General features: G+C 55.2%; 13 protein-coding genes. 4 read left to right on the top strand and 9 right to left on the bottom strand.

What is annotated here, in order from left to right:
* From OGV77_RS06045 to OGV77_RS06015, 7 genes are all read right to left on the bottom strand, one after another.
* Nucleotides 1-9077: Ig-like domain-containing protein (locus OGV77_RS06045; RefSeq protein WP_286502629.1), on the bottom strand; the 9077-nt coding region annotated here is incomplete at its 3' end.
* A 128-nt stretch (nt 9078-9205) separates the two neighbouring features.
* Entirely contained in the window at nt 9206-10486 is a 1281-nt protein-coding gene (locus tag OGV77_RS06040; protein WP_051642772.1) for a TolC family outer membrane protein, read from the bottom strand.
* Between the two features lie 940 nt (nt 10487-11426).
* Nucleotides 11427-11750 (bottom strand): DUF1889 family protein, encoded by a 324-nt coding sequence (locus OGV77_RS06035; protein ID WP_071524484.1) that lies wholly within the window; start codon nt 11748-11750, stop codon nt 11427-11429.
* Between the two features lie 113 nt (nt 11751-11863).
* Nucleotides 11864-13675: a diol dehydratase reactivase subunit alpha gene (locus OGV77_RS06030; RefSeq protein ID WP_047408499.1), complete on the bottom strand. Its 1812-nt coding sequence runs from the start codon at nt 13673-13675 to the stop codon at nt 11864-11866.
* Between the two features lie 10 nt (nt 13676-13685).
* Complete coding sequence (locus OGV77_RS06025; RefSeq protein ID WP_043017710.1) at nt 13686-14114, bottom strand: diol dehydratase small subunit; 429 nt, start codon at nt 14112-14114, stop codon at nt 13686-13688.
* A gap of 2 nt (nt 14115-14116) precedes the next feature.
* On the bottom strand, nt 14117-14701 hold the full coding sequence (locus OGV77_RS06020) for a propanediol/glycerol family dehydratase medium subunit (RefSeq protein ID WP_043017711.1): 585 nt from the start codon (nt 14699-14701) through the stop codon (nt 14117-14119).
* 11 nt (nt 14702-14712) lie between these two features.
* On the bottom strand, nt 14713-16380 hold the full coding sequence (locus OGV77_RS06015) for a propanediol/glycerol family dehydratase large subunit (RefSeq protein ID WP_286502628.1): 1668 nt from the start codon (nt 16378-16380) through the stop codon (nt 14713-14715).
* Nucleotides 16381-16772: 392 nt separating this feature from the next.
* On the opposite strand from OGV77_RS06015, the gene OGV77_RS06010 reads away from it, so the two are divergent.
* From OGV77_RS06010 to OGV77_RS05995, 4 genes are read left to right on the top strand one after another with little or no spacing between them, the layout of a single operon-like run.
* On the top strand, nt 16773-17201 hold the full coding sequence (locus tag OGV77_RS06010; protein ID WP_075145607.1) for a GlcG/HbpS family heme-binding protein: 429 nt from the start codon (nt 16773-16775) through the stop codon (nt 17199-17201).
* A gap of 22 nt (nt 17202-17223) precedes the next feature.
* Nucleotides 17224-18387 carry a 1,3-propanediol dehydrogenase gene (dhaT, locus tag OGV77_RS06005; RefSeq protein ID WP_043017714.1) on the top strand — a complete coding sequence of 388 codons (1164 nt, stop codon included), beginning with the start codon at nt 17224-17226 and terminating at the stop codon, nt 18385-18387.
* A 16-nt stretch (nt 18388-18403) separates the two neighbouring features.
* Nucleotides 18404-18757, top strand: a complete 354-nt coding sequence (locus OGV77_RS06000) for a glycerol dehydratase reactivase beta/small subunit family protein (protein ID WP_047408493.1) — start codon at nt 18404-18406, stop codon at nt 18755-18757.
* Nucleotides 18758-19288, top strand: a complete 531-nt coding sequence (locus OGV77_RS05995) for a cob(I)yrinic acid a,c-diamide adenosyltransferase (protein WP_047408490.1) — start codon at nt 18758-18760, stop codon at nt 19286-19288.
* Here the strand turns inward: OGV77_RS05995 and dhaR are convergent.
* Together dhaR and OGV77_RS05985 are read right to left on the bottom strand one after the other, a co-directional pair.
* A complete protein-coding gene (gene dhaR, locus OGV77_RS05990) occupies nt 19266-21191 on the bottom strand; it encodes a dihydroxyacetone kinase operon transcriptional regulator DhaR (protein ID WP_043017717.1) in 1926 nt (641 codons plus the stop codon). The two genes, OGV77_RS05995 and dhaR, sit on opposite strands and share 23 nt — an antisense overlap.
* Nucleotides 21192-21282: 91 nt before the next feature.
* Entirely contained in the window at nt 21283-22380 is a 1098-nt protein-coding gene (locus OGV77_RS05985; RefSeq protein WP_080626071.1) for a glycerol dehydrogenase, read from the bottom strand.
* Nucleotides 22381-22801: the final 421 nt, after the last annotated feature.

The raw sequence follows: 22801 nt of genomic DNA, 5'->3' as shown, positions 1-22801 counted from the left end.
GCCGGTACCGTCAGGCTCCAGCTTCCATTTGCAGCGGTTGTCGCCGTGTATTGTTTACCGTTCAGCGTCACTGTGATCAGAGTGCCTTCCGCCAGGTTGGCGCTGGTACCGCTCACGCTCAGATCCTGGCCTTTCTCCACCGCATTCAGCACGTTATCGCCGCTGAGGGTGTCGAAGCCAACTGACGGCAGCCCGGTATCAACGGTTACATTGTGCGTACCGCTGCCGGTATTGCCCGCCGCGTCGGTCACTGACGCAGTGACGGTCACGCTGCCATCGCTGAGGCCGGCAATCACGCTCGCCGGAACGCCCACGCTCCAGTTGCCCGCCGCGTCCAGCACGGTGGTGTAAGTCTGGCCGCCAATGGTGACGGTGACTTTATCCCCCGCTGCCGCGCCGGTGGCGGAGCCGCTGATAATCTGTGCCTGATTGTGTTCAGCCACGTTAATGACGTCATCGCCCGCGATGGTGTTGATCGTCACCGCAGGCACGGTCACGTCCACCGTCAGGTTGTGGTCAACCGACGCCGGGTTCCCCGCCTTGTCACTGACGCTCGCGGTGACGGTCACGCTGCCGTCGGTTAATCCCGCCAGGTCCGCCGCCGGAACGTTCAGCGTCCAGTTGCCGTTAGCGCCTACGGTGGTGGTGTAGTTTTTACCGTTCAGGCTCACGGTCACCGTCTGGCCCGCCTCGGCGGTACTGGTGCCGGAGATGGCGAGGTCTGACTGCGCTTCCGTGGCGTTCAGGATATCGTCAGCCGCAAGGGTACTTATGGTCACGGACGGTGCGGTCGCATCCACGCTGTACTCGCGGCCCGCAGACGCGCTGTTGCCGTTGACGTTGGTCACGCTCACCTGCACGCTGGCATCGCCGTCTTTTATGCCCGCCAGGTCAGCCGATGGCACGGTCGCCGTCCATTTTCCATCTGCATCCACGGTCGCGGTGTAGCTCTTACCGCCGAAGGTGATGTTGACGGTCTGGTTCTCTTCGACGTTGGAGGTGGTACCCGAAAGCACCAGATCCGCGCCCTTCTCGACAGCGTTAATCACATCGTCAGTCGCGATAGCATCAATGCTGATGGCCACGGTCGCCAGATCCACCGTCACGTTGTGGTCGATAGAGACCGGGTTACCGGCGCTGCTCTGGCCTTCAACGGTCACAGTGATAGTTCCCGCAGCTAAGGCACTCACGTCCGCTGACGGGATCGCCGCGCTCCAGGTGCCATCCGCCAGCACGGTTGCCGGGTAGGTTTTGCCGTTGACGGTCACGGTCAGCACTGTACCTGTGCTCAGGCCATTGCTGGAGCCGGTGATAATCAGATTCTGCGCATGCTCAATGCTGTTGATTACGTCATCGCCTGCTACCATGTCAACGCGCAGCCCTGGCAGGTTCGCGTCGATGGTGATATCGCGCTCCCCGGTACTGCTGTTGCCAATGCCGTTGGTTACGCTGGCGGTTACAGTCAGTTCACCGTTACCCAGCGCCGTCAATACGGATTCCGGGACGTTAACGGACCAGCTCAGATCGCTCTCTACCACCGTGGTATAGGTGTTGCCGCCAATCGTTACGGTCACAGTGTTGCCCGCTTCGGCATTCACCACTTTACCGCTGATGGCCTGGCCGTTCGCCAGCTCGGCGGCGTTGATCACATCGTCGCCTGCAATGGTGTTGATGGTCACGCCAGGCAATACAGACTCCACATTCACTGTGTGTGACGTGCTGGTGCTGTTGCCCACGCTATCCGTTGCCGACGCGGTGACGGTGTACAAGGCTTCACCCAGCGCTCCCACCTGGTCCGCCGGAACGGTGGTAGTCCACTGTCCGTTGATATCGACGGTGGCGCTGTAGGCTTTACCGTTGAGCATCACGGTAACGACGGTACCAACCGCCAGACCGGATGCCGTGCCCGAAAGGGTCAGTTCCTGCGTTTTTTCGGTACTGTTGATGACGTCGTCACCAGAAATTACGTCTATGGTCAGCACCGGCGCGGTCAGATTCACTTCCACGTCGTGTGTGGTGCTGTTGCTGTTACCGGCTTTATCGGTCAGCGCCGCTCTGATGGTGTAATCTCCGGCAGTCAACGCATTGACGTCTGCCGCAGGCACCCCCACACTCCAGTTGCCTGAAGCATCCAGGGTCGCGGTGTAATTTTTGTTGTTGATGGTGACAGTCACTACATCACCCGCTGCCGCGCCGGTCACAGAACCGGTGACAATCAGCGCCTGCGCATGTTCAGCGCTGTTGATAACGTCATCGTCAGAAACGGTATTGATGGTCAGTTTCGGCACCGTGGTATCGACCAGCACGTCGCGATCCGCCGAGGCCGGGTTGCCCGCTTTATCGGACACCGCTGCGGTGATGGTATAGTCGCCGTCAACAATCGAGCCGAGATCCGCAGAAGGTACGGTCACGCTCCAGCTACCGTTGGCCTGTACGGTGGTGGTGTAATTCTGGCCGTTCAGGGTCACGGTCACGGTCTGTCCGGCTTCGGCATTAGTCACGCCGTTAACAACCAAATCGACCTGTGCTTCTGCCGCATTGATGATGTTGTTATCGCTCACAATCTCGATAGACACCGTCGGCGCGGTCGCATCCACACTGTACTCACGACCGGCGGAAGCATTGTTGCCGTTCACGTTGGTCACGCTAACGTGTACGCTGGCATCACCGTCTTTCAGGCTGCCCAAATCTGCCGTTGGCACGGTTGCCGTCCAGTTACCACTGGCATCTACACTTGCAGTATAAGATTTGCCGCCAAAGGTGATATAGACGGTCTGGTTCTCTTCCACATTGGTCGTTGAGCCAGACAGCACCAGGTCCGTCCCTTTTTCCACTGCGTTAATCACGTCGTCCGTGGCAATGGCATCGATGCTGATGGCGACTGTAGCCAGATCGACCGTGACGTTGTGAGTAATGGATACAGGGTTACCCGCCGCGCTTTCGCCTTTAACGGTGACCGACACGGTACCCGCCGCCAGTGCGCTAACGTCTGCCGCCGGGATGGCTGCACTCCAGGTGCCGTCTGCCAACACCGTGGCGGAGTAGGTTTTGCCGTTCACGGTTACGGTCAGCGCGGAGCCTGCTGCAAGGCCCTCACTGGAGCCGGTGACGATCAGGTTCTGCGCGTGTTCGATGCTGTTGATCACATCGTCGCCCGCCACGGTATCAACGCGCAGGCCAGGCAGATTGGCATCAATGGTGATGTCGCGCTCGCCAGAGCCGCTATTGCCGTGGCCGTTAGTCACGCTTGCTGACACAGTCAGTAAGCCGTTACCGATAGCGGTTAAGACGTTCGCTGGAACATTTACCGACCAGCTCAGGTCATCCTGAACCTTCGCCGTGTACGTATTACCACCAATATTAATCGTGACAACATCACCACTCGCCGCGCCGCTGACTTTACCACTCAGAGTCTGCCCCGTGGCTACTTCTGCCGCGTTGATCACGTCGTCGGTAGCGATAGCGTTGATGGTTACCACTGGGATCGCGCTGTCCACCAGTACGCCATGGCTGGTACTGGCGCTGTTACCTGCGGTATCGGTCACGCTGGCCGTGACGCTGTAGTTCGCTTCGCCCAATGCGGAAACATTTGCCGCCGGAACGGTCACGCTCCAGTTGCCGCTGGCGTCAGTGGTGGCGGTGTAGTTAATGCCGTTCAGGGTCACCGTGATAGTGGTGCCGTCCGGCTGGTTGCTGGTTCCGGAGAGCTGAAGATCCTGGCCCTTCTCGGTCGCGTTGATCACGTCATCGCCCGCCAGGGTATTAATGGCAATCACCGGTGCCGTCAGGGAGACGTCAACGTCATGCGTTGCTGTGGTGCTGTTGCCCGCCTTGTCGGTGAGGGTTGCGGAGATCGTGTGGTCACCGTTCACCAGCGCGCCAACGTCAGAGGCTGGTACGCCAATGCTCCAGTTACCTGAACCACCGAGCATTGCAGTGTAATCTTTGCCGTTCAGGGTTACGGTGATGACGTCACCCGCCTGCGCGCCGCTCACGTTGCCGGAAACGATCAGCGCCTGGCCGTGCTCGGCGACATTAATGATGTCGTCGCCTGCCACGATGTTAAAGCTGATCTGCGGCACGGTGGTGTCGACCAGCACGGATGCGCCCGCGCTCGCCGGGTTGCCCGCTTTATCCGACACCGTCGCCGTTACCGCCGCATTGCCGTCGGCGATACCTGTCATGTCGGCTGCCGGAACGTTCAGCGTCCAGATACCGTTCGCCTGAACCTGCGCGGTGTACTGGTTGCCATTGAAGGTTACAGTGACCGTCTGACCGGCTTCGGCGCTTGAGGTACCGCTCAGGGTCAGATCCTGCGCCGCTTCAACCGCATTCAGCATATTGTCGCTGCTGATGGTGTTGATGGTGACCGTCGGCGCGGTGGTATCGACGCTATATTCCTGCGCGGAAGAGGCCGAATTGCCGTTCACGTTGGTCACGCTGACCTGCACGCTGGCGTCGCCATCTTTCAGGCCGTTCAGGTCTGCCGCTGGAACCGTGTAGGACCAGTCGCCGCTGGCATCGACCGTGGTGGTATAGGTTTTACCGCCAAAGGTGACGGTGACGGTCTGCCCTGCCTCAACGTTGCTTGAGGTGCCGCTCAACACCAGGTCCTGGCCTTTTTCCGCCGCGTTCAGCACGTTGTCAGCGGTCACGCTGTTGATGCTGATTGCCACCGCGGAGAGATCCACATCCACGACGGTGCCGATGTTCACCGGGTTGCCGGAGGTATCCTGCGCACTGGCGCTGATGGTGAGCGAACCGTCCGCCCACTGGGAGACGTCCGCCGCCGGAACCGACGCCTGCCAGGTGCCATCTGCCAGAACCGTTGCAGCGTAGTCTTTACCATTGATGGTCACGGTAACGGTGCTGCCCGCCGCAAGGTCGGTGCTGGTGCCTGACACAATCAGATTCTGCGCGTGTTCAATCACGTTGATCACGTCGTCACCGGCGACGGTATCAATACGCAGACCCGGCAGTTGGGCGTCAATGGTGAAGTCCAGGGAAGAAGAACCGGTATTGCCGTGTGCGTTGGTTACGCTTGCCGATACGGTCAGTTCGCCGTTGCCGAGCGCGCTTAACTGGCTCTCGGTTAACGGCAGGCTCCAGGTGAGATCGCCCTGCACGGTAACGGTGTACGTCTGGCCGCCGAGGATAATCGTAACGGTATCGCCCGCCGCCGCGTTGCTCACCTTACCAGTCAGGGTTTGCCCTGCCGTAACTTCCGAGGCGTTAACAATGTTATCGCCCGCGAGGGTGTTGATGGTCACTACCGGCAGCGAGCTATCCACCAGCACGTTGTGGGTGGTCGAGGCACTGTTGCCAACGCTGTCGGTGACGCTGGCAGTCACGGTGTAGTTCGCTTCGCCAAGCGCGCTCACCGCAGACGCAGGTACGCTAACGCTCCAGTTACCGCTGGCATCGGTGGTGGCGGTGTAGTTGATGCCGTTCAGGGTCACCGTGATAGTGGTGCCATCAGGCTGATTACTGGTGCCAGAGAGCAGCAGATCTTCGCCTTTCTCAGTGGCATTGATCACATCATCCGCTGCCAGGATATTGATGCCGATTTGCGGCGTCACGGTGTTAACGACAACGTCCAGCGAATTGCTGCCAGTATTGCCGGATTGGTCCGTTACGGAGACATCAATCGTCAGGGTACCGTCGGCCAGCCCCTGAACAACAGACGCTGGCAGACCGAGACTCCAGTTGCCCACCGCGTCTACCACAGTGGTGTAGTCGACGTTATTGATGGTGATGGTGACCAAATCACCCGCTGCTGCGCCGGTGACGGAGCCGCTGAGGATCTGCGCCTGAGAATGGGCGATTTGGTTAACGGTATTGGTATCGGTGACAAAATCGTTGATCGTCACCTGCGGCACGGTGGCATCCACCAGCCCCACGCGATCGGCGCTACTGCTGTTGCCCGCCACATCGCTCACAGTAGCCGTGACCGTCACCGTACCATCTACCAGCGCGCCTACGTCGGCGGCCGGTACATTGAGGGTCCAGGTTCCGTCCATCTGGACGGTGGTCTGGTAAGATTTACCGTTCAGCGTCACGGTAACAGTCTGTCCCGCCTGGGCATTACTGGTGCCGCTGACCGCCAGATCCTGCTGCGCTTCCGCCGCATTGATGATGTTATCGGACGTCAGGTTGTCCAGCGTGATAGTCGGTGGCAACGTATCCACGGTGACGACGCGCGAGGCTTCTGCGCTATTGCCGTTCACATTGGTGACACTGACGCTCACCTGCGCACGTCCGTCGATCAGGGTTTCCATTGCACTCGCCGGAACGGTCAGGCTCCAGGAACCATCCTGCTGCACCTGCGCAGTAAAGGTCTGGTCGGCAAATTTAACCACCACGGTCTGACCGGCTTCCACACCCTGCGTCTGACCTGACAGCGTCACCTCAGCCCCTTTTTCGGCCGCGTTCAGCATGTCATCGCTGCTAATGATATCAATGGTGACCGCTACGGCGTTCAGATCCAGTTCGATGGGGTGCTCAGCAGAAACGGTATTGCCCCACGCGTCCTGCGCGCTAACGTTGACCGTAATATCTCCTGCCGTCCATGCCTGAAGATCGGACGCAGGAATACCAATTTGCCAGTTACCGCTGGCGCTCACCACGGCAGCGTAGTCAACGTTGTTGATGGTAACGGTAATCTGCGTGCCTGCAGCCAGATGGGTACTGGAGCCGGTGACGGTCAGATCCTGCTGCTGTTCGATGGCGTTGATCACGTCATCGCCAGAAATCGTGTTCACGCGCAGGCCAGGCAGCTCAGCGTTGACGTTGATATCACGTTCGCCGCTGCCGGTGTTGCCGTGCGCATTGGTGACCGAAGCGCTGAAGGTCAAATCGCCGTCGCCAAATGCCTTGAGATCCGCTGACGGGATAGTCACGCTCCAGGTCAGATCGCTCCCTACTGTGGCGGTATAGCTCTTGCCACCAACGGAGATAGAAACGGTATCGCCCGCCGCCGCGCCAGTGACGCGCCCACTCAGGGTTTGGTCCACCGCCACTTCGGCGTTGTTGACCAGGTTGTCGCCCGCAAAGGTATTGATAATCACCTGTGGCAGCACCGTATCGACCAGCAGGTTAGCGTCTGCAGAACCGCTATTACCCACGCTGTCCGTGCCGCTCACGCTGACGGTGTAGAGGGTATTTGCCAGATTCAGAACGTCGGAAACCGGCACCTGGACACTCCAGATGCCGTTTTCAACGGTGGCCTGATAGTTGACGTTGTTCAGTGTAACGGTGATGGCGCTGCCGTTCGGCAGATTGCTGGTACCGCTCAGACTCAGCGGCTGCATAGCCTCCTGAGCATTAAGAACATTGTCCTGGCTGATGGCGTCAATCGTGAATTCTGGCGGATTGCCGCTCAGCGTCACGCCGTGCGTCGCGCTGCCGGTATTGCCCGCAGCATCGGTAACGGAGACAGAAATGCTGTGGTTGCCCTCGCCCAGCGCGCCGATGACGGAGGCAGGGACGCCAACGCTCCAACTGCCGTCGGCCTGTACGACACCGGTAAAGGTCTGGCCGCCCAGGGTAACCGTGACCACATCGCCCGCTGCCGCGCCGCTCGCCTTACCGGAGATAATTTGCGCCTGGCTCTGCTCGCTGGTATTGAGAACATCGTCGCCCGCTACGGTATCGATCGTAACTACGGGTGCGGAGGTATCAACGGTGAAATTAGAGGTGGTTGAAGAGCCGTTACCCGCCTTGTCGCTGACGTTCACGGTCAACGAATGGTTGCCGTCAGCCAGCTCTTGTACTTCACTGGCAGGAAGCGTAACGGACCAGGTGCCGTCGCTACCTACCGTTGCTGTGTGGTTTTTGCCGTTCAGCGTCACGGTTAAAATCTGGCCCGCTTCCGCGTTCGTTTTACCGGTAAGGGTCAGGGTCTGGTTGTGCTCTGCGGCATTGACGATGTTGTCCTGGGAAATCGCATCGACCGATAATGTCGGCGGCACGGTATCCACGCCAATCGTCTGACTACCGCTTACGGTATTACCCGCTGCATCTTTGCCGCTGACGTTGACCGTCCAGGTTCCATCACCCAGCGCCTGTGCGTCTGCTGCGGGCACCTTCACGCTCCATGCGCCGTTTTCGCCCACTTCTGCGGTATAGGTTTTACCGTTTAACGTGACGGTGAGCGCCGTCCCCTGCGCGAGATTTTTGCTCGCACCAGAGAGGGTAAAGCCTGCGGACTGCTCACTGGCGTTAATCATGTTATCGCCTGCGGTGGTGGCGAGCGTAACGGCCGCGTCAGCCGTTGAGACAGTCACGGTAATGCTGCCTGCAGTCGTGGTTTTACTGCCGTCGATCTGCACCACGGACCAGGTGTGTTCTCCGTCCGTCTGCGTCGGAAGCTTTACCGTCCAGGTCCCGTCTGTACCGACCATGGCGCTGGCAATGGTGCTGCCGCTGCTATCTTTGATCTGAATGGTCGCACCAGGTTGCCCGGTACCGCTGAAGGTTGGGGTGTTATCATCCGTGACCTCTTTTGCACTCAGCACACCCTGCTTGTCACCCGCTTTGTCCGTTACCAAAAAGGTCGGCGTTGCGCTCTCAACTTCTTTGGTGTTATCAATGACTTTGGTTTTGCCATCACCACCATTTGCCAGCAATGCGCCAATCGCGCCGCCGCCTAATGCCGCGCCTGCAATCCAGCCCCAAGGCGCATCGCTCAGGGCACTGCCTTGCTCGAGAAAAGGTTCGATACTGGATATGGTTGTCGCATGAGAAGTCAGTTCAGTAGTCGCAAGCCCAGACGCTTCTCCGGTCTCAGCAAACGATATATGGGTAAGTTGATCCTCATTGTTGAAGACCAACTCTGAATGGTTTTTACCTTCAGGATCTTCCATGAAATAATTGTTGCAGCGGATCACGCTGCCATCTTTCATGTAAAGCAAGAGATCCTTACCCTGTCGCACGTAGCGTGCCACATCCTGTGCAGAACCATGGACTTCGATAACGCTGGGTGCAGAGACAGAAACAGAGAGGTTCCCTTCACCTGTCAGAACTGTTTTTTCAGCCGTCTTTCGGATAATGACATCAACAATTTTTACTGAACTCATATTTTTTCTCCTTACAGGCGCCCCCATCTTTCACAGATTGCCAACATTCAGATGTAGCAATCTCTGGGAAAGACTCCCATTGTCTTCAGTTTTTTTTCAGCAATTTTTGCAGCGTTTTCTTTTCGTTACTAACTTAGATCAGGTAATTTCGCCGCAGCATTTTTTTCAACACCTATAGCAGGCAATAAATTATCCAGGGCAGTGGCATAATTAATTGCGGCACTCCAGCTATCATATTCAGCCATTATTTTTGATAGCGTTGCTTGCCAGACGTCTTGTTCAACGCTTAGTAAGTCATTAATACTTCTTTTGCTAAGGGTATATTCATTTTTATAAACCTCGCGAGCACGCAGAGCGCTCTGCAATTGTATATTCCCGGCATTCATTCTACCGTGTGCTCCAGACCAGTCCGCCATAGCAACTGACGCTTTTTGTAGTACATCAAATCGAGCCTGATCGACTTGCGACATCGCCATTGTTCTTGCGCCTTCAGCCTGGTGAACTCGCGCTGAAACCGAACCGCCCTGGTAAATAGGGGCATCAATATTTAACTGAATCTGATCGTCCCAATAGCTTCGGTTATCCGATTCATAACGCGTACGTCCACCTTTAAGGCTTAGAGTCGGCCAGTGCTGTGATTTTGCTTTTTCAACGGCATACTGAGCAGACGTTTCCATTGTCCTTGCGGCGAGCACAGATGGAATTAATGAATAATCAATATTATCAAGAGAATCCTCTCGAACGACTAATGCCTCAGGCACGGGTTGCAACTGCTCTGCATCAATACCGCTTAAAACAGCCAGTCTTGCCCGCGCGCTACTCAGCGCTGCATTGTATTGTTCAAACGTTGCCTGCATTCCCGCGACACGCGCTTGCGTCTGAAGCTCATCGGACGTAGAACTCAAACCAGCCTCTGCGCGCAATCGCGCCATATGCTGAACATTTTTAAGCGCAGTAATATTTTCTTTCGCTGCTTGTGTCAGTTCGGTATAGCGTCTGACTTCAACGTAGCTGAGAGCCGTTTTCTCAGCGACACCAGTCAATGTAGCCATAAGCTGGTACCGGTAACTATCTCGTTGTGCTTCAGACTGACTGATTGCGCTGTTCGTTTTGCCAAAATCATAGACAAGCTGCGTCAGACTTAGCCCCCATGCTGCTGAGTTTTTTAGTGAGCCGCTTGAGTCTGTCGTCTGGCTATGCCCTGTATTGCCATTAAGTGATATTTGCGGCATCCAACCACTGCGTGCTTCGTCTATTTGCGCCTGGCCGATTCCCATTTGCGCGGCCTGCTGACTTATTGATGGGTCACGGTCAAAAGCAAAAAGAATACTTTCCTTCAGTGTCACAGACGCAACTCGGGCTGTGTTCGGTGTACCGTTATAGGCTTTCGCAGTACCACATACGATCATACCTGCAAATAAAAAATAAAATATTGTGTGCCTTAGGGGTACAAAAATCCGCACATGAGCCTCCATATGAATAGGGTAGATTCTCCTCCAGGATTCGTTTTTTAACCATTTGTCAAATAAGGAATAAATTTCCTTTCTCAACAATGAGCTCATTTATCAAGAAATGGTGAAATAGGATTTTCCCTAGTGAATATTATTAATTGACTTGGAGCATAACAAATACTGTACACCCTAACCATACCCACAATGTTAATGTGATGTTAATAGAATAAAGAATATTGCGGGATCTTTATAAAAGTCTGAAAGGTTGTTTTTTATACAAACATGAAAACTCTTTGTTATAAATAGGATTATTACCTCCCAGTAAATGAACATTTTTGCGTTAATTTCACAGCGTACTTAACACAAAGATTTTCAAACAAATGTCAATTTGTACCAAGACTATAGAATTTATTGACAAATATTTTTTGAATGGTCTTTTACTCAGGAGAGAAAAATAGTTGTAGATTTGATTGATACACATGGGCCACTATCGCTGAAGTGAAGGAAAATTGTGGGCTTTGGATTGAAAATAACAGGTGTGCTGGATGCTGCTGCTCGGGCTGCGAATGCAAATATTATTCAGCAACGGACTTGCTAATGACTATCAATAATCTGTGGAAAATTTAGTAATAAAAGAATATTTCAGTAAATATAATGAGGTTGACGCAATATAATTCTGATTATTGAGTCTTCTTTGTGAGGTGAGTCGCCACGGATAATCCAGGTACTACTGAGAAGTTGATAATATCTCTATGTGCAGGAGTTAAAGAAAAGCTATTAGATTACCTCGCTTTTGCGGTGCGAAACGCCTGCCTGGCAACAAGCATGTCACTAGCCCTCCTTTGGACGCCCCATCCAGAGATGGAAACGTCCGTTAGCGTTTGATTCGATAGTCAGCTCACACTAGCTCTTTGAGCTGCTCCTGCATATAGGTTGAAAAATACTCTGGATTCTTGATAAGGATGCGGTTACCGGAGGCGACTTTTTCTGCCCATCCGGCCACTTTTTTCGTGAACTCGGGATTCCATCCCTCCTGCTCACCTCGTGCCATTACAGCTTCCGGACTCGCTGGCACACCTAAGTCATGCAAATACTTTAAGATTCCCTTAGCGGTACTTTCGTCCATTGAATGGGGTACTGACGCCGAAGTGTTCATACCACCAATAAAATCCAATGCTTTCTCAATTGCTGTTGGCATGCTCTTATCCTTAAAATTAACCACGTGAGAGACACATTTATACTATGTACCCAACTTCGTCGGGATATCAAAGAGAACATCGCCTTTATTTGATTTACCCCGCAGCTAAACGCTTGCGGTGGCTGTTTTCTGCACGATTAATTCGCGATTCCGGCCAAAACCAGCCCGGTTGCCACCGCATTACGCGGCCCTTCGCTACCACGGATGTTGCCCTGTCCGGCGACAACGCCGTAGTGCGCCAACGCATCGGTGATCATCTGCGGGATTTCGAAATCCAGCGAGGAGCCGCCCACCAGCACTACAAAAGCAATATCGCGAATGGAGCCACTGGGTGAAACCTGAAGCAATGCGCGCAGGCAGTTGGTCACAAAAACCTTCTCTTTGGCCTGTCGGCGCACCAGACGAATTTTTTCCAGCGAGGTGAGGTTATCTACCGGGATCAGCTCCCCCTCTTTCAGATACACCACTTTGGCGAAGACTGTCGGGCTGAGCGGTTCGCGGAAAAACTCTACCGCGCCGTTCTCATGGCGAATACTGAACAGGCTTTCCACTTTTGCCAGCGGGTATTTTTTAATCTCCTCCGCCAGAAACGCATCGTTTAGGCCCAGCTCAGTTTGAATTAACAGGCTAACCATATTTCCTGCACCGGCCAGATGCACCGCTCTCACTACGCCGTCGCTATTGATAATGGCGGCATCGGTAGATCCTGCGCCTAAATCGAGGATCGCCAGCGGTGCGGCGCATCCGGGCGTTGTTAGCGCCCCCGCTACGGCCATGTTGGCCTCCACGCCGCCAACTTCAACCGGCGTGTTTAACCGGGCGCTCAGCTCACTGGCGATGGCCTGCATCTGTAAGCGATCGGATTTCACCATTGCCGCAATGCCCACGGCGTTCTCCATTGAACACTCTCCAGCGATGCCGCCCTGCACCTTGCGCGGAATAAACGTATCGACCGCCAATAGATCCTGAATATGCACCGTGTTCATGTCATGACCGGTCAGTGAGGCCATCACCTTACGCACCCGCTCCAGCATGCCGCCTGCGTGCGTGCCTGCTTCACCACGAATATCGCACACGGGCGCACAGGCGCTTATCGCCTGCATAATGGCCTGCGCGCCTTGCGCTACGTCGGCTTCGCCGCCACGCTTTTCACCACGGATAAAGATCTTGCCCGCCGGGATCACCCTTGATCGCACATCACCCTGCGGGGTTTTCAGCACCACGGCGGAACGGTTGCCGATCAGCGCTCTGGCGATGGGGACGATAGTTTGCGTTTCCTCGGGCGTCAGGGCAAAGAAGGTCGCGATGCCGTAAGGATTCGACAATACCCGCACCACCTGCCCGGCGGCCGCCACTTCCACCGCCGCCAGCACCCCTTCCGGCACCTTCTCAAGTAAGGTGACTTCATCAACCACCGGCATTGGCCGACGCAGGCGATTGTTCACCAGCACGCCATCATCCTTTTTCAGGATCGCCGCCACAACGTTGATGCCGCGATCCAGCGCCGCATTGATAAGCCAGACCGCCTCGAGAAAATCCATTTCCTCGCCTACCAGCGGGATCCAGCCCTCGGCAAACCGATCCTCGCTTAACGCCGCCAGCTTCTCCACGGCGATAGTGGTCCCCATTCCCACGCCAACGCCGCCGGGCGTTTGCGGGTTATGGCCAATCATTGTCGATTCAGTAATGATGGTTTCAGTGATGGTTTCCATCGCCACATCGCCAATCACCGGCGCGGCCTCGTTGATGCAGATTTTCGCCACATCCTGAAGCGACCACGGGGTGCTATTCAGAGCCTGCTGCAGAGAAGCCACCACCCCGGCAATATTGTCCCGCGTGCCTTTCATGCCCGTGGTGGCGACAATCCCGCTGGCGATAAAATGCCCATGCTGTGCCAACGCCACTTCGGTGGTGGCGTTGCCGATATCGATCCCTGCAATTAACGGCATGTTGCCCCCGTCACTGGCTACCTTTACGCAGCTTGTTTCTCTGCTGATATATCTCTGCCGACTCGCGGACAAACCCGGCGTTCACCGTAGCGTGCCAGGTATGCTCCAGTTCATCGGCAATAGCCTGCAGCTCAGCGAACGAAGAACGAAACGGACGTAGCGCGTTGTAGATCTCCAGAATGCGGGCATCCGGGATCGCAATCAGCTCTGCCGCACGTCGGAAATTGCGCGCCACGGCATGACGCTGCATCTGTTCGGCAATCTGCGCCTGGTACTCCAGCGTTTGCTGAGAAATCCGCACATCCTGCGGTCCTACGCGGCCCGCCAGCACATTCTCAAGGGTAATGTCGGTTAGCGGCTTACCGCCAGGAGTCTGGATTTTCTCCGGGCAGCGGGTCGCTAATGGGTAATCCTGCGCGGTCATGATGTTGTCGTTCATGGTCATTCCCTTACCAGTGCAATATGCAGCGTGACGGGTGCAGCATCCTGCACCACGTGTTTGGTTTCTTTGATATGAAACAGCGCGGCCTTGGCCATAAATTTGGGCCGCACCATCTGGTCATTGACCACCGGCACCGGCGAAGGTGACTCTTTACGCGCATAGCGCGCGGCGTTTTTACCAATCTGGCGATAGGTTTCCAGCGTCAGCAGCGGAGCCTGAGAGAACAGCTCGAGGTTGCTCAGCGGCAGCAGATCACGCTGATGAATCACCGTGGTTCCTTTCGACTGGATACCAATCCCGATGCCTGAACCGCTGAGATTTGCCGCATCCCATGCCATAAAAGAAACATCCGAGGTGCGCAGCACTCTCACCACTCGCGCATGCAGTCCCTCTTCTTCAATTCCGGCAACCAGCTCTTTCAAAATCGCGTTGTGCGGCATATCAATCAGGGTTTTATGCTGATACTTATCAAAGGCCGGGCCGACGCCAATCACCACCTCATCCACGCGTTCGTCCGCTTTAGCCGCCTCGCCTTCGCTCACCTGCAAGGTGAAAACCGGCTTACGTTCAGTTGTGTATTCCACTGTGTTCCGCCTTATTCGATCGAGTCGGGCTGAACCACGCCCGCAATATTTTTAATTTCCGCCCAGCGTTCGGCACTGATGCGATAGCCGGTACCAGGTCCCTGATAATCGTTAATGTCATTGACGGCGCTGACGACATCGAACTGGCGATCCAAAATCGCCGACGTTTGCAGATAATCCCCGGTGACGCGCTGCCTCAGCATGTTGAGGATATTGCTGGCGATATCTTCGAAGCCGCTGCAACTCAACGCGCTGACAATATCCAGCCCGGTGATATTGCGCTTCATCATCTCTTCCACGGCCGCCAGATCCTCCACCACATTGCGCGCGGGCATATCTTTGCTGCCGTGAGCATAAGTGGCGGCCTCCACTTCCTCATCGCTAATCAGCGGCAGGCCCAGTTCGCGGAACACCGCCTGAATGGCGCGTGCGGCCTTATTGCGAATGGCGATGGTTTCTTCTTCAGTCACCGGACGCAGACCGCCGTCAACCATCAGATCGCGTTGCAGAATGTTGTAATCATCGAAATCTTCAGCGTCGAAGTTCGACCCGGCAAACATGTTGTCGTAGTTGGGTACCGCGCTGTAACCGGAGAAAATAAAGTCGGTGCCCGGCAGCATCTGCATCAGGGTGCGGGCAGTTCGGCGAATATCGGAGTGGGAAAAGGTCTGATCATTGGCGGAGGCCACTTCAAGGTCGAGCATTGAGGCAATCAGGTTTTCCGCCAGCACCGCGCGGATCCCCGACGGCACAGCGCCGGTCATGCCGATACAGCTGACCGCGCCGTTTTGCAGCCCCTGTACGCCCGCGCCTTTGGTGATAAAAATGCAGCGCGACTCCAGATAAAGCATCGATTTACTTTCGGAGTAGCCCATCAGCGCTTCCGAGCCGGTGCCGGAGGTGTAGCGCATTTTCAGGCCACGCGACGCATAAGCCGAGGCGAGAAACGCTTTGGACCACGGCGTGTCATCGCCATCGGTAAACACCGATTCTGTGCCATAGACCGACACCGTTTCGGCGTAGCTGGTTAGCCCGCGCATTCCCAGCTCCAGCTCAGTGGCCTCTTCAACAGAACATTGCGTCAGCACACCGGGGCGACCACACTGGGAACCCACCAGCAGCGCCAGGGCGTTAAACGGCGCGTAGCGGGCGATCCCGACCGTCGTTTCCTGCTCGGAAAAGCCACGGATCCCCGCTTCAGCCGCGTCGGCGGCAATCTGTACCGGGTTATCTTTCAGGTTGGTCACGTGGCACTGATTAGAGGGCGTTCGTCTGGCGCGCATTTTTTGCAGCGCCATCATCATCTCCACCACGTTCATTTGCGCCATTACCTCCACCGCTTTCGCTGGGGTGATAGCAGTGGTAATGGCAATTATCTCTTCCCGGCTGACGTGGATATCCACCAGCATTCTGGCGATCTCCAGCGCGTCGAGCTGCATGGCGCGCTCGACCTCGGCCACGTTAATGGCGTAGTCGGCAATGAAACGGTCAATCATGTCGAACTCGGCGCGACTTTTGCCGTCCAGCTCAACAATACGACCCTTTTCCACCTTCACCGACGAAGCCGGATCGTAGGGGCTTTCCATGGCGATCAGCCCCTCTTCAGGCCATTCGCCAATCAGGCCATCCTGATTTACAGGGCGCTTCGCAAGCACTTCGAATCGTTTTGATCTTCTCATAGTTTATGGACTCAAAAGATAAAAAATAGGGACGCCGGGCCGCATTGCCGGGGACACAACACCCGGCATTCGCCTTTCATCAGCAATGGCCGAACTCTAAATGAGCAGGACAATAAAAAAATAAAATTAATTTCGTTCCAATTTGGCACCGAATAAAAACGCATCGTTTCATATTGAAACGCAGCTCAGGAATATCCGCCGTGAATTGTGACGAGGTTAAATGATCATTATCAATAAACGTAAAAATGGGAAGATCGATTTAAATTTCCTGAAATGCTTGCCCTATTGACTTAATAACGTGCGGCGAGAAAATAAGATAAAGCCAATGATAAAAATAGCTGTCGCGCGATATTTTTCGTGACCTCAGCCCTACAATATTTTCAGGAGAGACTGTGAATAAAAGCCAACAAATCGCCACCATTACGCTGGCGGCTGCAAAGAAAATGGCGCAGGCCGTCGAGGCTAAAGCTTTTGATATCAACGTTCCGGTGGTCTTTTCTGTGGTGGATCGCGGCGGAAACACGCTGCTGATGCACCGTATGGACGACGCGTTTGTCACCAGTTGTGATATCTCTCTTAATAAAGCGTATACCGCCTGCTGCCTGCGCCAGGGCACCCATGAAATTACTGATGCGGTACAACCTGGCGCTTCGCTATATGGTTTGCAGCTTACCAACCAACAGCGCATCGTTATTTTCGGTGGCGGTTTACCCGTCATGTTAAATGGGGAATTAATTGGAGCCATTGGCGTTAGCGGCGGCACTGTCGAACAAGACAGATTATTAGCAGAAACCGCGCTAAGTTGTTTCTCTGAATTATAATTCAAATCTAAGAAGGTATATTATGAGCTATCGTATGTTTGATTACCTGGTGCCAAATGTGAACTTCTTTGGCCCCAATGCTATTTCCGTTGTTGGCGAACGCTGCAAACTGTTAGGCGGTAAAAAAGCGCTACTGGTTACTGATAAAGGTCTGCGGGCTATTAAAGACGGTGCAGTAGATAAAACCCTCGCCCATCTGCGTGAGGCCGGTATTGACGTGGTGGTTTTTGACGGCGTTGAACCGAATCCCAAAGACACCAACGTGCGTGACGGTCTGGACGTCTTTCGCAAAGAGCATTGCGATATCATCGTTACCGTCGGCGGCGGTAGTCCACATGACTGCGGTAAAGGCATCGGTATCGCGGCGACCCACGAAGGCGATCTCTATAGCTATGCCGGGATTGAAACTCTGACCAATCCACTGCCGCCGATCGTCGCGGTGAATACCACTGCCGGTACCGCCAGCGAGGTCACCCGCCACTGTGTGCTGACCAATACCAAAACCAAAGTGAAGTTTGTGATTGTCAGCTGGCGCAACCTGCCGTCGGTCTCCATTAACGATCCGCTGCTGATGCTCGGCAAACCCGCCCCGCTGACCGCAGCGACCGGGATGGACGCCCTGACCCACGCCGTGGAAGCCTATATTTCCAAAGATGCCAACCCGGTTACCGACGCCGCCGCTATCCAGGCTATTCGTCTCATCGCGCGTAACTTGCGCCAGGCCGTAGCGCTGGGCAGCAACCTGAAAGCACGCGAAAACATGGCCTACGCCTCTTTGTTGGCCGGCATGGCCTTTAACAACGCCAACCTTGGCTACGTTCACGCGATGGCGCATCAGCTTGGCGGTCTGTACGACATGCCGCACGGCGTGGCGAATGCCGTACTGCTGCCGCACGTGGCGCGCTATAACCTGATCGCTAACCCAGAAAAATTTGCCGATATCGCAGAATTTATGGGCGAAAACACTGACGGCCTTTCCACCATGGATGCCGCCGAACTGGCCATTCACGCCATTGCCCGTCTCTCCGCCGACATCGGTATTCCGCAGCATCTGCGCGACCTGGGCGTCAAAGAAGCCGATTTCCCGTACATGGCGGAAATGGCGCTGAAAGACGGCAACGCCTTCTCTAACCCGCGCAAAGGGAACGAGAAAGAAATCGCCGAGATCTTCCGTCAGGCATTCTGATAACCCAGGGGGCGCAATGTCACTTTCATCACCGGGCGTACATCTGTTTTATCACTCACGCTGGCAGGAGTCTCGCGTGCTTGATGAGCTGTGCTGGGGATTGGAAGAGCAAGGCGTCCCTTGCCGGACAATCTGTTGCGACGAGCATGACTGCGCGCTGGCCCTCAGCAAGCTGGCGGCTAAAAGCTCAACGCTACGCGTGGGTCTTGGGCTCAACGCCAGCGGCGATATTGCCTTAACCCATGCTCAGTTGCCCGAAGATCGGGCACTGGTCCGTGGGCATACTCACGCCGGGGCTGCCCAGCTCCGCACGCTCGGTGCCAATGCCGGTCAACTGGTTAAAGTTCTTCCCTTCAGCGAGATAAAATAAATGTACCGCATCTATACTCGAACCGGCGATAAAGGCACGACCGCGCTATTTGGCGGCAGTCGTATCGACAAAGACGACATCCGCGTTGAGGCCTATGGTACGGTGGATGAACTGATTTCCCAGCTAGGCGTCTGCTATGCCAGCACGCACCAGGCCGAACTACGCCAGGAGCTGCACGCCATGCAGAAGATGCTGTTTGTACTGGGTGCGGAACTCGCCAGCGATGAGAAAGGACTGACTCGCTTAAAACAGCGTATTGGCGAAGAGGATGTTCAGGCGCTGGAGCAGCTAATTGACCGTAATATGGCGCAAAGCGGCCCGCTCAAAGAGTTTGTTATTCCGGGGAAAAATCTCGCATCGGCACAGCTACACGTTGCGCGAACCCTGACGCGTCGGCTGGAGCGGGTCCTCATCGCGATGAGCAGAACGCTGACGTTACGCGATGAACCCAGGCGTTATATCAACCGACTGTCGGATGCGCTGTTCTCGATGGCGAGAATTGAAGAAATTACTCCAGATGTTTGCGCTTAAACTGGCTGGCATCAATGTCGTATTGCTTCATTTTGCGCCACAGGGTGGTGCGACCAATGTTCAGCAACTGCGACATCTCCTGCACGCGCCCACTGGTGACGCGAGCGGCATGGATAATCGCCTCTTTTTCGATAGCGGTAAACGTCAGGCTGGCAGGCAGCAGTGAAGACGCCGTCTCCAGACCCGGACGTTCGGCAAACAGATAATCCGGTAGATTGCTCAGCCGAATATGGCCGTTATCACTGCTGATGGCGATGTTTTCGATAATACTGTTCAATTCAAAGTCATTGCCCGGCCACGAATAGGCCACCAGCTGTGCCAGCGCGTCGTCGTCGATCTTCAGACTGGATGAAAAGCGTTTTTTCAGGCTGTTCAGCCGCGTGTAAATCAGCGAGGGAATACTGTTACGCCGCGCCCGCAGCGGCGGGATCACTATCTCAAATGAGTGCAGCGCATAATACAGCTGGCGGCTAAAGCGGTTTTGCTCCACCAGATTGGCGAGATCAACCGTGGTGGTGGCGATCACTTTGACATCCACCGGGATCAGCCGGCGGGCATCCAGGCGGGTGAGTACCCCCTGCTTAATCACCTGTAACAACGCGGATTGCAGCTCCGGCGCCAGATATTCAATTTTTTCCAGAAACAGCGTGCCGCCGTTCGCCAGTTCAAGACGGCTCAGCCGACCGTTTTCATCATCGGTGGGCGCGCTGCCCATAAAATCCTGCCCCAGCACGCTGTTGGCATACAACTGACAGTTCACGGCAATATATGGTCCGCTGGCACGCTCGCTTTCGTTGTGAATAGCCTGACTCAGCAGCTCTTTACCAACACCCTCTTCTCCACACAGCAGGATCGGGAAACTTCCTCTCGCCGCCTGGCGCCCAAAATGGATCAAGCGGCGGGTTTCAGGATCGTCTGTCGACATCTGCTCAAAGGTGTGGCTCACCTTGCCGAGCTGGCTGGTCATCAACTGGCGCATTTGCTCCACCGGATGCAGCAGCAGGATAAAGCTGTTGCCCTGCTCCTCAACAATCGGTTTCAGGGTAATGACGGCATCAACAAATTGATGCTGGCTTTCAAAAGTGACTTCAACGTGGTTCAGACCGCGGGCATGTTTGATCGCCCGGCGCAGCAGCATGGGTAGATTGAGCAGGTCGTGAATGTTTTTCCCCTGACTGGCCTGCGCGTCAAGATGCAAAAGCAGCGCCGCGCGCGCATTGAGGAACTGCAAAACGCCCTGTTCGTTCCAGGCCATTACGCCATCATCCATGCTCTCCAGCAGGCCGTACATTTGGTTCAAATGTCGATTAGATTCAGCCAGCAGGCTGTCGGTCAGCAAAGAGTTACCGACTTCTCTGGCAATCGCCAGCGTCAGGGATAAATCAGAAACGCACTCATGTTCCACCAGACAGCACAGCGAGATGGAGCCGAACAGTCGACCATGGTTATCGAAGACCGGCGTCGAGCAGAACGACCAGGGATGCAGCGCCTGTTTAAAGTGCTGATCGCCAGAAGTTTTTGTCGGCTGCCCCGGCATCGTCGCCAGAGAAAGCGCACAGCTGCCAATAATGCTTTCGGCACAGTAACTGCCGTCGCGAAACCCAAGCTCCGCCAGCTGTTCAACCGTCTGCGGATCGCCGCAACGGCTGAGAATACAGGCTGACTCATCCAGAATCAGCAGCGCGCACGGACGGCCATCCATAAACTCCCAGGCATCTTCCAGCGCGGCCTGGGCAATCGTCAGCAGCGCCGTCTTACGACGACAAATCGACTCAAAGGTCAGCCCTTGCGCCTGATGCGGCGCCTGCCAGGTTTCCCGCTGCATAAACTTGCTGCAACGATGCCATGACTGGGCAATGACCGAAGAGACTTCCTTCCCGATGCTATGCGTGTGCGCCGTCATATCCCTTTCCGCTGTTTAACCATAGACAACCCCTCCGGCAGAGACTGTCAGAGGGGGAGAAGATGCCGGATAAAAACCTACCGACGACTGATTAACGCGCCAGCCACTGCTGTCCCAGCAGGTCTGCCGTCAAAATAGCGGCATGTACGCTTTCAGGCGTTACCGGGAACGGCATATTGTGGATGGTTTCACCTTCTGCACAGGTCGCTTTTGCTACGGCCATGATCTTGCCGTCAACGTCTTCTTTCACGCCCATTTCCGCTAACGTTACCGGCAGGCCTACTTTCTGACAGAAATTCAGCACGGTTTCGATCTCTTCCATCGGGCTGTTTTGCAACACCAGCTGCGCCAGCGTACCAAAGGCGACTTTTTCACCGTGGTACAAATGGTGGCACTCTTCCAGAATCGTAAAGCCGTTGTGGATCGCATGCGCCCCTGCCAGACCGCTGCTTTCAAAGCCGATGCCGCTGAGGTAAGTGTTAGCTTCGACAATACGCTCCAGCGCATCGGTCACCACGCCAGCCTGCGCGGCAAAGCGTGCCTTCTCGCCTTCCGCCAGCAGGGTATCATAGCACAGGCGCGCCAGGCTCAGCGCCGCCACGGTGGACTGTCCGCCCGCCATGCTGGTCGCTCTGGCGTCATAACAGGCTTTCGCTTCAAACCAGGTCGAGAGCGCATCGCCCATCCCGGCCACCAGCAGACGTACCGGCGCTTTAGCAATGATTGCGGTATCCATCACCACCATATCCGGGTTTTTCGGGTAGATCAGATACTCTTCAAACTCACCGGCTTCGGTATAGATTACGGACAGCGCACTGGTTGGCGCATCGGTAGACGCGATAGTCGGGATCACCACCACCGGCAGCTTCTGGTAGTAGCCAATCGCTTTGGCGGTATCCAGCGTTTTCCCGCCGCCAATCCCAACCACACCGCGGCAACCGTGCTGTTTCAAAATGGCAATCAGACGATTAATTTCAGCATGGCTGCATTCGCCGTTGAAGCGTTCCGCGTGGCAGCTAATGTCGTGGTTGTGCAGGCCGTTGAGTACTTTCTCTCCCGCCAGCTTCATCACGAAGTCATCCGCGATCACGAAAAAGCTGTCCGCCAGATTTTTAGCGTATTGACCAAACAAGGTGGAAGCGTCAGGACCCTGGAGATATTTGGCTGGAGATTGAATAACTTTTAGCATTCCTTTCATCCTCAAATAAGTACATGTTTTTACATGGTGAGCCCTGGCGTTAACCTGTTTGGCCTGATGCTGATGGCGAAAACGGGAGGTACCGGAGCGATGCAATAACTGTATGGCGAGGCGTGCACAAAAAGATCTTTCGTCTTTTTGTTCTGATATGAAACAGATAAAAACGGAGTACGTTTCATATTGGAACGCTTATCCATAAAAAATATAAGGTTTGCGATCCTGATCCGTTCATTTACCGCCAAATATCCAGCACACATGAATCTCACTTTCTCTTTTACCCACTCGCTTGTCTTAAAATCCGCACAAAAAGGCTGACGGTGCCGGATAACCAGCGCCGTTCGCCGGTGAAAAAAGTCGAGCGAGCTCGCATTGTGATCGTTCCTTGCTTTTTTCAGTTTCATTTCGGAACAAA

It is taken from the genome of Citrobacter sp. Ce129, assembly GCF_030334545.1.
Taxonomy (GTDB): Bacteria; Pseudomonadota; Gammaproteobacteria; order Enterobacterales; family Enterobacteriaceae; genus Citrobacter; species Citrobacter europaeus.
This window is presented reverse-complemented; position numbering and strand designations above follow the sequence as displayed.

Bases quoted from the DNA above. Each gene is read 5' to 3' on its own strand.
- OGV77_RS06040 (WP_051642772.1), bottom strand. From the start codon at position 10,486: ATGATCGTATGTGGTACTGCGAAAGCCTATAACGGTACACCGAACACA.
- OGV77_RS06030 (WP_047408499.1), bottom strand. From the start codon at position 13,675: ATGCCGTTAATTGCAGGGATCGATATCGGCAACGCCACCACCGAAGTG.
- OGV77_RS06025 (WP_043017710.1), bottom strand. From the start codon at position 14,114: ATGAACGACAACATCATGACCGCGCAGGATTACCCATTAGCGACCCGC.
- OGV77_RS06015 (WP_286502628.1), bottom strand. From the start codon at position 16,380: ATGAGAAGATCAAAACGATTCGAAGTGCTTGCGAAGCGCCCTGTAAAT.
- dhaT (WP_043017714.1), top strand. From the start codon at position 17,224: ATGAGCTATCGTATGTTTGATTACCTGGTGCCAAATGTGAACTTCTTT.
- OGV77_RS06000 (WP_047408493.1), top strand. From the start codon at position 18,404: ATGTCACTTTCATCACCGGGCGTACATCTGTTTTATCACTCACGCTGG.
- OGV77_RS05995 (WP_047408490.1), top strand. From the start codon at position 18,758: ATGTACCGCATCTATACTCGAACCGGCGATAAAGGCACGACCGCGCTA.
- dhaR (WP_043017717.1), bottom strand. From the start codon at position 21,191: ATGACGGCGCACACGCATAGCATCGGGAAGGAAGTCTCTTCGGTCATT.
- OGV77_RS05985 (WP_080626071.1), bottom strand. From the start codon at position 22,380: ATGCTAAAAGTTATTCAATCTCCAGCCAAATATCTCCAGGGTCCTGAC.